General features: G+C 43.0%; 11 protein-coding genes. 8 read left to right on the forward strand and 3 right to left on the reverse strand.

Annotated elements, in window-relative coordinates:
- Window positions 1-37 precede the first annotated feature (37 nt).
- The 7 genes from yajC (at window position 38) to CH373_RS11815 (ending at window position 7,193) form a co-directional block, all read left to right on the forward strand.
- Complete coding sequence (gene yajC, locus CH373_RS11785; RefSeq protein ID WP_100713325.1) at window positions 38-385, forward strand: preprotein translocase subunit YajC; 348 nt, start codon at window positions 38-40, stop codon at window positions 383-385.
- Window positions 386-432: 47 nt separating this feature from the next.
- On the forward strand, window positions 433-1,155 hold the full coding sequence (locus tag CH373_RS11790) for an SRP-less Sec system protein (RefSeq protein ID WP_100713324.1): 723 nt from the start codon (window positions 433-435) through the stop codon (window positions 1,153-1,155).
- 9 nt (window positions 1,156-1,164) lie between these two features.
- Entirely contained in the window at window positions 1,165-3,117 is a 1,953-nt protein-coding gene (gene secD / locus CH373_RS11795) for a protein translocase subunit SecD (RefSeq protein ID WP_100713323.1), read from the forward strand.
- The gene (gene secF / locus CH373_RS11800) at window positions 3,110-4,048 is read left to right on the forward strand and encodes a protein translocase subunit SecF (protein WP_100713322.1); all 939 of its coding nucleotides are present in this window, start codon (window positions 3,110-3,112) and stop codon (window positions 4,046-4,048) included. The genes secD and secF overlap by 8 nt, the downstream gene beginning before the upstream one ends.
- The gene (locus CH373_RS11805) at window positions 4,045-5,298 is read left to right on the forward strand and encodes a bifunctional diaminohydroxyphosphoribosylaminopyrimidine deaminase/5-amino-6-(5-phosphoribosylamino)uracil reductase RibD (RefSeq protein WP_100713321.1); all 1,254 of its coding nucleotides are present in this window, start codon (window positions 4,045-4,047) and stop codon (window positions 5,296-5,298) included. The genes secF and CH373_RS11805 overlap by 4 nt, the downstream gene beginning before the upstream one ends.
- Entirely contained in the window at window positions 5,283-5,894 is a 612-nt protein-coding gene (locus CH373_RS11810; RefSeq protein ID WP_100713320.1) for a riboflavin synthase, read from the forward strand. Before CH373_RS11805 ends, CH373_RS11810 begins: the two co-directional genes overlap by 16 nt.
- A 93-nt stretch (window positions 5,895-5,987) precedes the next feature.
- Window positions 5,988-7,193, forward strand: a complete 1,206-nt coding sequence (locus CH373_RS11815; RefSeq protein WP_100713319.1) for a bifunctional 3,4-dihydroxy-2-butanone-4-phosphate synthase/GTP cyclohydrolase II — start codon at window positions 5,988-5,990, stop codon at window positions 7,191-7,193.
- A gap of 24 nt (window positions 7,194-7,217) precedes the next feature.
- Here the strand turns inward: CH373_RS11815 and pdxH are convergent, their stop codons facing one another.
- The 3 genes from pdxH to CH373_RS11830 form a co-directional block, all read right to left on the reverse strand.
- Window positions 7,218-7,859, reverse strand: a complete 642-nt coding sequence (gene pdxH / locus CH373_RS11820) for a pyridoxamine 5'-phosphate oxidase (RefSeq protein ID WP_100713318.1) — start codon at window positions 7,857-7,859, stop codon at window positions 7,218-7,220.
- Window positions 7,860-7,991: 132 nt separating this feature from the next.
- The gene (locus CH373_RS11825) at window positions 7,992-8,876 is read right to left on the reverse strand and encodes a prepilin peptidase (protein ID WP_207761455.1); all 885 of its coding nucleotides are present in this window, start codon (window positions 8,874-8,876) and stop codon (window positions 7,992-7,994) included.
- Between the two features lie 6 nt (window positions 8,877-8,882).
- Window positions 8,883-10,007, reverse strand: a complete 1,125-nt coding sequence (locus CH373_RS11830; protein WP_100713317.1) for a pyridoxal phosphate-dependent aminotransferase — start codon at window positions 10,005-10,007, stop codon at window positions 8,883-8,885.
- A gap of 217 nt (window positions 10,008-10,224) precedes the next feature.
- Between CH373_RS11830 and CH373_RS11835 the strand changes: the two genes are divergently transcribed.
- On the forward strand, window positions 10,225-13,257 hold the full coding sequence (locus CH373_RS11835) for a vWA domain-containing protein (RefSeq protein ID WP_100713316.1): 3,033 nt from the start codon (window positions 10,225-10,227) through the stop codon (window positions 13,255-13,257).
- Window positions 13,258-13,293 lie beyond the last annotated feature (36 nt).

Consider the following 13,293-nt stretch of genomic DNA (forward strand, 5'->3'; position numbering starts at 1 on the left):
TAAAATTCGCTAAAAACAAAGCCAGGAAGATCAAATCATGCAGTTCGACTTAAATCATCTTTTTCTACTCGCGCAGGCAGCAGACGGCGCAGCCCCTACTTCAGGGAACCCACTTTCGCTTTTAACTTCCTCTCCTTTCGCAATGGTCGGAGTGATGTTTATTATCATGTATTTTCTCGTGATTCGCCCACAAAGAAGCGAAGAGAAAAAGAGAAAAGCAATGATAGAGAATCTTCAAAAGGGCGATCAGGTAGTTACTTCTTCTGGAATCCATGGCAAAATCGTGGAGTTTAAGGAGAACAACGAAACTGTAGTGATCGCAATCGCGAAAGATACAAACGTCACATTCAATACTAGTACCATTTTGAAGAAGAAAGAAGGGTGAATCTGTCCATCCCTTCCGATAGGTATAGTTAGAATAGCGTGTGTTATATGAATCAGATCAGGGCGTGCCTACTTTTATTTTCTTTCGTGGCCGGCTTGTCCATTTTTGGGCAAGACGGAGAAGAGCTGAATTTCCTAGACAAGGTTGGAGAACCTAAGAAAACTAGTGTCTCCAAAAAATCCTCCAAATCATCTAAGAAAAAAAGAGTAAGGAAAGGATATAAAAAGAAAAAATCTCAGAGTTCGATTGAGAAGCAGGAGAGCAGCGAGCGTCCTGATAGCGAACAAAAGAAGAAAATAGAACCGGAAAACTCCGGGATTTCTCCAGAAGATACGAACGGAAAAAACGGATCTTCTACTTCGAATTCTAATAACACGAGCCAGTCCGAATCAAGTTCGAACGGGACCAACAAAGAAGAGTCGAAGGAAACCTCCAAGCCGTATTGGGTGAACGAGGAAACTGTACTGACTTCCAGAAATCTGCCCGGATATACTGAAACAAATTCAGCCAATGCTGAAAAGGAAATCTCCTTTAAGGAAAAGTTAGGAGAGATCCTAAAAATCGGTCAGGATAAGAAAAAGGAAGAGGAAAAAAGAAAGGCAGAAGAGCGAAAGGACCAAGGTGGATTCGTCGGTTTCCTTTCCGAATATAGAAAGCCTTTGATCATACTCGTACTTGTCGTACTATTTGCATTGTACCGCTTTAGAGCAGGCGGACCAAAAATCAACCGGAGATCTCCGGTGACCATTAACAAAGTGAGAAGAGACTAGGAGCCAAAATTGAAATCCGTCCAATGGATCATTGTCCCCGTATTAGTAGTAGCAGTTTCGATTACTCTACTCTATCCTAATTTTGCAGAAAGGGAATTAGAACTCTCGGTGCGTCCCGAGTTCAAATCTCTACCAGAGGAAAAACAAAAAACTGTTTTGAAAACGTTCGAGGAACGTTGGAAGAAAGATTATAATCCAAACCAAAACTGGAAAATAGAACCGAGTCCGGCCGCCCTTCCCGAAGGATCCAATTTTTATTTGGTCAAAGGTAGATTTGTTACTTCCGCAAAAATCAATCAGATCTCTCAGGAAAACCAGGACCTGATTTTAGAACCCAAAAACAGACTGAGACCAACTCGGGTGGAAGAATATATTTTTGGCGGAAGACCTCTCGCGATTCGTCTTGGTTTGGATTTGCAAGGTGGGATGAGGGTCGTACTAAAAGGCGATTTCGAGGACTATGCTTCTAAATTGAAAGAAAGCTACGCAAAAGAAATCGAGAAGTTAAATCATACGATTTCTGATCCTAGCTCTTCTGATAAAGAGAAGAAGGAAGCAGACGACAGATTAAAAGAAATTAATAGTTATTTCGAACTTACTGCTTCTAGAAAACTCATAGAATTAGAAAAAGCGAAACTCATCATAGACAACCGTCTTACGAATCAAAACTTGACCGAGCCTCAAGTCAGGATCCAAAAAGAACAGGATTCGATAGAAGTTTCTCTGCCCGGTGTAAGCAATTCCGCTCAAATCTTGGATATTATCCGAAACACCGAAACTGTGGAATATAGACTGAAAGAACCTCCTAAAAATCCGAACAGTCAGTCGGATACTAGAGGTGTGTATCAAACCATTATCGATACTGAAGAATCCAGATTGCTCGCCGAAGAAAAGCGTGATGAAACCGATATTATCAAATTTCAGAATATTGTAAAACAGAAGCTAGGTAAATCCGAGCAAGATAACTTTTTGGCAGCGCTCGAAAAGAAATACAATATTCCGGAAAAATTTAAGTTATACGCAAGCTGGGGAAGGGGCGCAAATCCGAAAGCTCCTTTGCTTCCGAGAGAATTTATCGTATTGGAAAGAGCGATCTCCTTGGACGGAAAGGACATGAGGGACGCGCATCCTTCCTACGATAACAACAGACTTACCTATTTCGTTTCCTTTACCCTGACTTCGTCCGGAGCAGAAAAATTCTTCGAGATCACATCTAAGAACGTAGGAAGACAACTCGCGATCGTTTGGGGAGATAAGGTGATTTCTGCACCGGTGATCCGCGGGCCGATCGCAGGAGGTAATGCTCAGATCGACGGAGATTTTGGAAGAGAAGAAGCAGTCGATCTTTCCAACGTGATCAGTGAAGGTGCGCTTCCGATACCTCTTTCCGTGCTGGAAATGAGATTTATCGGACCTACTTTAGGGATCGAATCGATCGAAGTAGGTATGAAGTCCGTATTACTTGGATTCTTACTTGTAATCGTATTCATGATGATCGTCTACAGACTCTCCGGTTTGGTGGCGAATATCGCTCTACTTGTGAACATCATAGTCTTGACGGCCTTACTTTCGTTAATGGGCTTCACTTTGACTCTCCCTGGATTTGCGGGGATCATTCTCACAGTGGGTATGGCCGTGGACGCGAATGTGATTATTTACGAAAGGATTAAAGAAGAAATCCGCGACGGCAAGCACGTGACTGCGGCCGTGGCGCAAGGATTCGAGAATGCCTTCTGGACGATCATAGATAGTAACGTGACGACTTTGATCTCTGGTATCCTAATGATCAAACTCGGAAACGGTCCGATCAAAGGATTTGCAATCACCCTCTGCTGGGGTATTGTGACCTCCTTGTTCACTTCTCTCTTCTTGAGCAGATTGATTATGGATCTGCTGGTAAATAAATTAGGAGTTTCTAAACTTCAGATCGGATTCAAGAAATTGGAGTCCCAAAATGTTTGATTTTATAAAATATAAATACGTATCTATTAGCGTTTCGATCCTGCTCATCATTTTAGGATTTAGCGTAACTTATGGAAAATACGGTGGCTTTGCAACTTCCTTGGACTTTGACGGAGGGCTTCGGACAGTAATCGACTTCGAAGATTCAGTAGATCGAAGCAAACTGGAAGAATATTTTTCCTCCAAGGGCTTAGAAGCAGTTCTAGTTCTGATGGATAAGGAAAAGAATCACTACCAGATCGATATCGGTTTAGGTTCTGTAGAGAAAATCAAACAGCTTTATACCGAGAAAAAAGGATCTGTGGGAGTTGATTCCAAATCGGTACCTGCGATTGACGCTCTGATCTCTCTTGTTTCTGAAGATTTTCATCTTACAAAAGAGCAAATTCTTTCTGCAAACCAAGTGGGTTCCGTAGTAGGAGCCGAATTGACCGAGACCGGAGTAACACTTTTAGGTTTGACCTTGTTAATCATTCTGGCGTATATCAGCTTTCGATTCCAGTTCAAGTTCGCGTTGGGTGCTAGCGTCGCACTCGTGCATGACTTGGTGATCACTGTGGCTTTTATCGGTTTCTTTCAAATCAAACCGAGCATTCCGATCATTGCTGCACTTTTGACTTTGTTAGGATATTCGATTAACGATACGATCGTGATCTTTGATAGAATTCGTGAAAATGCAGGAAATCTGAAGGATACTTTCGCTCAAGTGATCAATATTTCCATCAATCAGACCCTGAGCAGAACGTTTAACACTTCTTTTGCGACTTTGATTTCTGTGGTTGCATTGATTATTGGTGGCGCAGTGGAACTCTACGACTTTGCTTACGTGCTAACATTCGGTATCGTTCTCGGGACCTATTCGTCCATTTTTATCGCGGCCCCGTTAATCGATATCTACGATACTTTGCACAAAAGGTTCAGAACCGCGTGAATTCTGCCCTCCCGACAATCGTTCGGGAGGAGCTCCTCCGACTGTCCTTTCTTTCGACCGGATTCACTACTCCGAATCCTCCGGTAGCCTGTGTAATTACAGATACTTCAAACTCTAAAATTCTTGCTCTCGGTAGAACTCAGATAGCGGGTGGGAACCACGCAGAAAGAGAAGCTTACTTAGAGTTTAGATCCAAATTCCCGAAGCTTCCTCCTCACAATGTTTTTGTGACATTGGAACCCTGTACTCATTTCGGAAAGACGCCGCCTTGTCTAGATTTGATTCTAAAAGAAAAACCTGAAACAGTATATATAGGTTGGGAGGATCCGAACCCCCTCCTAAAAGGAAGAAACGGAAACTTAGAACTGGAAAATGCAGGAATCAGAGTGGTCTTTCACCAAGAATTGGCAAAGATCGCGTCTAAATTTATATTCGGTTTTCGTAATAGAATACTGACTCGAAAACCAGCCATCTTACTAAAAGCTGCAGTAACTAAGGAAGGATTTTATACTAGTGGCACTGGACTTCGTGAAAAAATATCTTCGACCGATTCTGATTTTTTTCTCTCTTATCTCAGAGCCAAAGTGGATGCGATTTTAGTCGGCTCAGGCACAGTGCAATTTGACCATCCAGGGCTAGACTTTAAGCTACCCTCTGCCAGACCGTTGAGCGACTTGCATGGTCCAAAAAAAACGGGTGCCAATCTTGGCGCAGAGGGATTCTCCGGATTGATTTCTGAAATCCTGGACCAAGGTGCATCGGAGTCCTGTATGAAAGTTCACTTGGAAAAACTCTCCGAGTACCAACCACTTAGGATTTTTTTGCTTCCGGAGGAATCTAGAGTGAGTTCCTCTTTTTTAGAAAAACAGGAAAAGCTGAATTTGCAATATGGTAGATCTTTAGCGAGATTCTTTATCCGAGGTTCTGGAAGTACAAGTTACTTGGATCGTCTTCACAAAATTGCAGAAGGAAATGTATTTTCTTATTCCCAAAAGCTAGATCATAAAAACATAATGAATCAGTTGGAAAATTGGGGAGTGAATTTAGCGTTGGTCGAGGGAGGAAACTCTCTGTATCGCCTTTTTTCCGAAGCACTGGAAAATGAAGATAGAATTTTACGGATCCAGTCTAATCAAGTAAGCTTTCTCGAAGGGATCAAGCCGGATTGGGGAAAAGATCACATGTTAGAGTATAGAGTCGAATTAGGAACAGATTGTTGGGAGGTATTCCAAAAATGTTCACAGGATTGATTGAAGCCACCGGAGAGATCGTTCGAATCGAAAATACCGAGGACGGCAAACTTTTTTCCATTCAAACGAAATGGACTGAGCCGGATCTCAAAAAAGGGGATTCAATTTCAGTCAACGGTGCTTGTCACACTGTAACATCCTTCGAAAACAAGGGGGATCTTTTCACGTTTTATTCTTCCTTTAAAACCTTGGAACTGACGAATTTTGGGAAATTCGTCCTAGGATCCAGAGTAAATCTAGAGAGGTCTGTGCAACCCCATACTAGAATGGGGGGACATATGGTAACGGGACATATAGACACTACCGGAGAAATTCTAAGTGCGGAAAACAAGGATGAAGGAAAGGTGAAAAGGTTTCTGGTTCGCCATGATCCTGAATTCTCGAAATATCTAGCTCCTAGGGGAAGTGTCACGGTGGACGGAATTTCCCTGACAATCGTGGATTCTTCTCCTGGAGAATTTGAACTAGTAATCATACCGGAAACTCTGGAAAAAACCAATGCAGGGATTGCCTGGAAGCCAGGTGCGCGTGTAAACTTAGAAATAGACATAGTGGCCAGATACTTGGAACAATTACTGAAATCGGGGACTCGTTAGTTTTCTAACCCAATCTTTCCTTTCGTTTTTCCTAGTTGTCACCATTTATGAATGGAAAATATCCAGTCCAAGAAATGAGGTGGAACGAAGACGATGATCGGATCAATCGAACAAGCAATCGAAGATATTAAATCCGGAAAATTGATCATCTTAGTCGATTCCGAAGACCGGGAAAACGAAGGTGATTTGGTATTTGCAGCCGAATTTGCGGATAAAGAGAAAGTAAACTTTATGGCGACCCACGCCAGAGGGCTCATTTGCATGCCCATGGAATTGGAGCGTCTCCGTAAACTGGGTCTGAATCGAATGGTGGACGACCTGAGCCTGGGAGACAAGCACGGAACCGCTTTCACAGTATCTGTGGATGCGAAGCATGGTACTACTACCGGAATTTCCGCCCAAGATAGGGCGATCACCATACATGCGTTAATTAATGAAGCGACTACTTCTCATGATTTGATGAGACCTGGACATTTGTTTCCGTTGCAGGCAGTCGCGGGAGGAGTTTTGCGAAGGGCAGGTCACACTGAGGCCTCGGTGGATCTTTGCAGACAGGCAGACTTATACCCGGCCGCGGTGATTTGTGAAATCATGAACGAAGATGGAAGCATGTCTCGGCTTCCGGACCTGGAAAAATTCGCGGCGACTCACGGACTCGGAATCTATACGATAGAGGACCTGATTCGTTATCGCAGAAAAAAAGAGAATCTGATCCGGCTAGAAGTGGAGACCAAGCTCCCCACAGAGTACGGGGATTTTATTATCAGAGCGTATTCTACCATTATCGACGACAAGATTCATGTGGCTCTCGTAAAGGGAGACATCAAGAGAGACGAGCCTGTTATGGTTCGAGTGCATTCCGAGTGCTTGACCGGAGATATTTTCGGGAGTGGGCGCTGTGACTGTGGTCCTCAGCTGCATTCTGCACTCGCAATGATCGCGAGGGAAGGAAAAGGAATTTTGCTTTACATGCGCCAAGAAGGTAGGGGCATCGGGCTGATTAATAAATTAAAAGCTTATAATATGCAGGATGAAGGCTTGGACACCGTAGAGGCCAACGAAAAGCTCGGGTTCGCGCCTGATCTGAGGGACTACGGAGTCGGAGCACAGATTCTAAAAGATATAGGCGTAGAAAAAATGAAGCTGCTCACTAATAATCCTCGCAAGATCGTTGGATTGGACGGGTACGGAATCGAAGTAATAGAAAGAATTCCGATCGAGATACAGCCTACTGGAAATAATCATCATTATCTGATGACCAAGAAAATCAAGTTGGGGCATCTTCTCGGTTTAAACTGAGAAGAAAAGAATCGTAGGCGATCTTTAAGGCTGCAGTCTTACTTTTTCCCAGGTAGACTCCGATTTGGTGAAAACGATCCGATCGTGGAGTCTTCCTGTTCTTCCCTGCCAAAATTCAATCTCTGAAGGAAGAACATCGTATCCTCCCCAAAACTCAGGGATCGGAACTTGAATGTTCCTATACTGGTTGGCCAATTCTTGGAATTTGTGATCTAACTCTTCTCGCGTGGCAACCGGTCTGCTTTGCATGGAAGAAATTGCTCCGATCTGATTCTCAAAAGGTCTAGACTTGAAGTAAGCTTCGGAAATAGAACGGTTTGACTTTTCTGCCTTTCCGATAATTCGAACCTGTCTCTCTAATTCCGGCCAGAAAAACAGCAAGCACACACTTGGAAATTTCTCGATTTGTTTTCCTTTTCTACTTTCATAATTGGTAAAAAACCGAAATCTTCCGTTCTCGAATCCTTTTAAAAGGACAATCCTTGCATCAGCGCCTCCCTCTTGGGTAGCAGTGGCCAGAGTCATCGCATTCGGTTCTCGGACCTTGCAATCCAGAGCTTCTTGAAACCATTTGCCGAAAAATTCCAAAGGATCCGATCCCACGAGTTTGTCGTCCAATTCGGCTCTCGCGTACTCGCTCCTTAATTCAGAAAGATTGCGTGTCATTTTACCATCCTATCTATGCGAGACCAAAGGTTCTAGATTCTTCGCAGGATACTGAGCTAGATTTTAACGCCGGTAATTTTCTGCGCGCGAAAAAAACTAAGGTTAACTTGCGAAATATCAACTGGAATGGATCTATTCCTTTCCCTCTTCGAGATTCCAGATCGAAGGCAATTCGATCGAAGGCAAAAGCTCGTTCTTGAAAGCAATTTTTGCCAAAAAAGTAAGAGCTAAACCGATCGAAAAATATACTCCCATCGGTATGGGTTTTCCTCTTAGACTTTCTCCTTTGTTTCGAGTTCCTACAGTGATCGCAAGAGCAAGTGCATACGAAGAATTCAAAAAAACAATCCACCAAGGGTGTCCTAACAAAAAAGCGAAGGACGGAGCAAAAACCGCGTCGGCAAACCCCATCCCATTTGGGAATAAAAAGTGCAGTGCGAAAAAACCGAACAAAAAGCCGCCTAATACAATCCAGTTCGATTTTTCCGGAAGTGAAGAGTCCAAAAGATACGAAAGCAACAGACCGAAAAATAGGATAAACGGCAGATTTTCATAATCCAAAGAAAATTTTACAGCGTCGGTTGTGCTCGCGATCAGGAGATGCCCGCATAACAGAACAAATACGATCGAAGCTAAAAAGTTTCCGGAAAGCACATAAGCAACAGCGAACAAAAATCCGAAAGCTGCTTCGCAAAATGCATAGAGCGGATTAATTTTTGCCCCGCAATTTTTGCATACTTTCCCAGAAAGCCAGTAACCGATTGCTGGAAGGATTGCGATTCCGGTGATTTTTTGTCCACAGGATTCGCAAGCAGAAGGCTCGACTAGAATCTTGAACATTCGAGTCGTTCTGCTATATTTCTTTCTCTCCTTTCCGTAAAAGAACTTTAGAATTCTGTAAGATAGTGTGGAGTAAAAGCTTCCCAAACTTAAGGAAGCCAAAAAGCCACCCAACCAAATCAGAGGGAAAGTGAACGCGGGTGTGAATTCAGCAAAGGATTCCGGGAAAAATTCCAAGCTGTCCTATGCTCCCTTTCCAGAAAGCTCTTTCAAAGCTTGGATTCCTCTTTTCAGATTTTCCCATTCCGAGGCAAAACTAATTCGGATAAAGTTTTTGGATTCATTAAAAATGTACCCAGGAACTAGAATCAGTCCTTTCTCCTTTACCGCCCTGACAACGAAGTCTTCGTCCTTTTCCGCGATCTTAAAGAAAAAGTAAAATGCTCCTTGGCTTTTTTGAATTTCGTAATGGTCCTTTAGATTTTCGTAAACAAAATCCCTTTTTTCCCTATAGTCCGCGATGTAGGAACTCATATCTGTTTTTAGCGCTTCGATTCCCATCCACTGAGTGACCGAAGGAGCGCACACAATCGTGTATTGTTGTAGCGTAGTCAAAGTCTTGGTAATCGGAGCCGGCGCGAGTATGGAAGAAAGTCTCAAACCAGTCATACTATACGTTTTAGAAAAACCGGATAAAGTGATTGCCCTCTCGTAAAAAGAACCTACGGAAACGAACTTCTTATCGTAATCGAACTTCTCATAGATCTCATCCGAGATCAAGTAAGCTCCTGTTTTTTCCGCGAGGTCCGCGAGAAGCGTCAATTGTTCTTTGGAAAGTATTTTTCCTGTGGGATTGGAAGGAGAGGAAAAGATGATAATTTTGAGTTTTTTATTTTGAAATGCTGCAAGATCTTGCGCACCAAAGTTTTCGTTTACGGTGTGCATCTTGCCGCCGTAAATCTTGATATAAGCGGGATACATTAAGAAGTGAGGGGTAACGACTAAACATTCGTCTCCTTCGTTTAATAATGCATTGAATAAAAGTAAGAAAGCAGAGCTGACTCCGGAAGTGATCAGGATTCGATCTGGGTTCGCATAGGGAATCGAATTCTCTTTTTTGTATTTTTCTACGAGAGCTTCCTTTAACTCAGGAATCCCGGCTGTGAGAGTATAGGCAGTCTTACCTTTTCTTAGAGCAGAAACTCCTGCCTCTATAATATTTTCCGGACAGGGAAAATGAGGTTGTCCGATGGAAAGGTTGATCGGGTCTTTCAAGCTAGCCGCGAGCTCAAATGCCTTCCTGATCGCGGATGTATCTAGTCCTTGGATTCTGTTTGCCAATGCAAATTCGAGCGTACTTTGACTCATACAGGAACCGTAACGTAAAATGCGCGCTGAGAACAAATGTTAATTGGGAGAATCAATCGAAATTTTGTCCTATTTGAAAGTTGGGGAGTCCAACCAAAGAGACCTCGGGAACACGAGAATTGGATTGATTAGGATCACAGATCTTTCAGTCTGGAACAGAGGGTAAGGCCGATTCGGTTTCGATGAAACCACCGAAAATCGTACCTTACGAATACAGATGGAAACAGTAGATATTGCAGGTATTAAAGTGCCGATCTCCAAGATCGGGAATAATTCCGGAGGCCTAGGCGCCGATCTTGTAGAAACAGATTCCACAATACGCAATTTGCAAAATATACTTTATCCGATTTTAGAAGGACGTCCTGTTTTGCTCGTAGGGGATGCCGGAGTCGGAAAGAATGCACTATTATATTATATCAATTTTAAACGTAACCATCCTACTTCCAGGTTTAGCTTCAACGAGGACACTCTTCCCGAAGATTTGATCGGGTCCTATCGATTATTATTGGATGGAAAAGGATTCGCTTGGGCAGATGGACCTCTGACTTCTGCGATTCGAAGCGGTTACAGTTTCGTCGCGGACGAAATGAACCTTTGCCCGCCTCATATCATCAAAAGATTTTCTACGATCTATGAATCTAGTTATCTGGAGTTGATTGAAGGGGATGGCGCCCGGATTCCTGCATTTTCCGGTTTCAACTTTATCGGAACCCAAAACCCTTCGGAGGGATTCGAAGGAAGAAAGCCGCTTCCGTTTGATATCACTCGCTATTTCTCAGTCGTTTATATCGATCCTCACACTCCGGATGAAATTCTATTTATTTTAAGAAAACTCTATCCCCAGATGAAAGAGGAAATCCTAAAATCGTGCATTCGAATCTCTCTAGAAACCGAAAACAGAGTTCTTTTGGGTACGATCGGAAAGGGAGACCTGGAAAAATACCATTTCAATATCCGTAATTTAAAAAAGCTTTGTAAAAGAATTTTAGATCTCAAAGCGGACTCTCCGGAGTTCAGATTTAGAGAATTATGGAATTTTTATGTAGAACCTTTTCGTAAGCCGGAGGATAGGCAACAACAGTTAGAGCTCCTACTCAAAGAGACAGGACTTTCATCGGCGCCAGAGTTTGCAGAAGGTAAATTTCAAGTACATAAAGGTTTTCTATATTGTAATGATAAAAAAATCCATGTGGTAAATGAAGAGAACGCAAAGAATATTCTCTCGAGCGTGCCTTTGCCGAATAAGTTAAGAGAATTTGCGGAGAAGGTTTATACAGCGATCGAATTTAAGGAAAACGTACTGATTGAATATTCGGAAGAGCAGGATCCACAATTCGTGCTACCTCTGTTTACCGAAATCAGTGGAGTTCCGTTAGAGACCGTTCACCTTTGCAAAGGAATTCATACTTCGGATATCATAGGCGCTCTGAAACCGATTTCTGGATCCACTGTAGGATGGGTGGATGGTCCGCTCACAAAAGGAATCCGGGAAGGTGGAAATATCTTAATCACAAATCTCGAAGCAGCCGGAGCGGAATTAGTAGAAAAACTAAATATGTTAACCGACGACGCAAGGTCCTTGGTGCTCCCGCCAGAGAGTGGAGAGACTACTCCAATTGGACTTCAGGAAGATTCTAGAGTCATAGCAATGAAATTATTCCGAAAGACGAAATCCACGCCTACGATTTCTAGAGCTTTTAGAAACAGATTTACACCGGTACTTTTCCCTGAATTAGAAGATAAGGAAACTCTAATAGAGATTCTGAACTTCTATTTACCTGAAGGCGATTTGGTTTCCAAAATGGCGGAATTCCATGTCAAGATCAAGGATCTGGCAAAAAAACGTACGATCGGATCAGCCAACCTAATGCCTTATCTATTCGGTCTTTCTAATTTACTCCAATGGAAAGATCATATCTTGAGATATGCGGATTCCTCTTCAGGGGGAGAAGGTCTCAGGGCGATCGCGATTCGAGGTGGAAGGATCTCCTACTCCAACCAGATCGCCGATCCAGGAGAAAGAAAGGAATTAGAGAGAATCTTAGAATTCCTTCTTTCAGGAATAGAAATAGTCTCCGAGTTCTTTACCGAACTCGAGGAGAAGAAAAAAAAAACTCTCACACCTTCTTCCGAAATAGAAAAGAAGCGCTGGTGGGATCCAGAGCTACATAAGAGAGATCCGGTTACCGGAAAAGCAAAACTGCTGAATTCCGGTAATCAACTCAAGCAAGGGATAGAGATCAATACTCCAGAAACCGGGGGCCAAACCAAGGAAGGTCCGGACGCCTGGTATGGAAAGGACACCCGGGGAAATATGGGCCAAGGTGAACCTGCCGGAGGCGGAGGCGCATGGGGCTATCGTACCGAAGAATTATACAAAGCATTCTTAGCAAAACGAAGAATTCTCTGGGAGTACACTGTACAGGCGAGTTTAAAAGAATTCAAGGAAGTGTTTGGTGCGAGCCTTGACGAAGTAGAACTCAATCTAGAAAGATTATTCGATCCAGAAATAGATATACACAGAAACTATCGAAGCGAAGGAAATCGAATCGATACTAGAAAATATATTTCTTTCCTATCCGGAAAGGGAGATTCTAAAGTATTCGATAAAACAACGATCGAAAAAGATGAAGAGAAACTGAAAGGAGTGGAGGTAGTATTTCTAGTCTCCAAGGCGAGAAGGATCTTCAATTTTGAATATTCGGTAGCAACTCTCTCCGCGATGCTTTCGAGCGCGCATATCTTGGATGAACACGACGTAAGTTTTTCTGTCATCGCTTACTCCGATAGACAGAACAAAAAGGACAGAATCGATTTAGTAGAAATCAAGAGAATGGACGAGTCCTTTGATGCCAAAAAAGAGGAGCAGATGTTCGATGCCCTTAGGACCGACTGGCAGGGAGATTCCATAGAGGAATACCAGCTACTCGATAAGATCGAATCCTACTTTTCCCCAGAGGCACAGACTAGAATCCTGGTCATGATCTCTGATTTTCGGGGCCAAAGAGGCAAGACGGAAATAGAGAAGGAAATAGACTCTAAGGACAATCGTAAACTTAGGGCAGAAGTTCTAAAGCACTCCAACAAAAATTACGTATTTTTGGGAGTTGGGTTAGGGCGCAGATTCATAGCAGAGCATATCTTTCCGGATTCGATTCAGATCACATCGGAAAATTTCTACAATATGCCTAACTTGATCGGAGCGGAATTGGGGAGAATCATACTTACCCATCATTCGTCCCGCAACTAACAAAATAGAACGGCAAGGAGCCGTAGAACCGATTCA

Origin of the sequence: Leptospira perolatii, from assembly GCF_002811875.1 — a bacterium.
Lineage (GTDB): Bacteria > Spirochaetota > Leptospiria > Leptospirales > Leptospiraceae > Leptospira_B > Leptospira_B perolatii.

Coding starts and splice junctions, on each gene's coding strand:
- CH373_RS11835 (WP_100713316.1), top strand. CDS start 10,225: ATGGAAACAGTAGATATTGCAGGTATTAAAGTGCCGATCTCCAAGATC.
- CH373_RS11830 (WP_100713317.1), bottom strand. CDS start 10,007: ATGAGTCAAAGTACGCTCGAATTTGCATTGGCAAACAGAATCCAAGGA.
- secF (WP_100713322.1), top strand. CDS start 3,110: ATGTTTGATTTTATAAAATATAAATACGTATCTATTAGCGTTTCGATC.
- CH373_RS11815 (WP_100713319.1), top strand. CDS start 5,988: ATGATCGGATCAATCGAACAAGCAATCGAAGATATTAAATCCGGAAAA.
- pdxH (WP_100713318.1), bottom strand. CDS start 7,859: ATGACACGCAATCTTTCTGAATTAAGGAGCGAGTACGCGAGAGCCGAA.
- yajC (WP_100713325.1), top strand. CDS start 38: ATGCAGTTCGACTTAAATCATCTTTTTCTACTCGCGCAGGCAGCAGAC.
- CH373_RS11790 (WP_100713324.1), top strand. CDS start 433: ATGAATCAGATCAGGGCGTGCCTACTTTTATTTTCTTTCGTGGCCGGC.
- CH373_RS11810 (WP_100713320.1), top strand. CDS start 5,283: ATGTTCACAGGATTGATTGAAGCCACCGGAGAGATCGTTCGAATCGAA.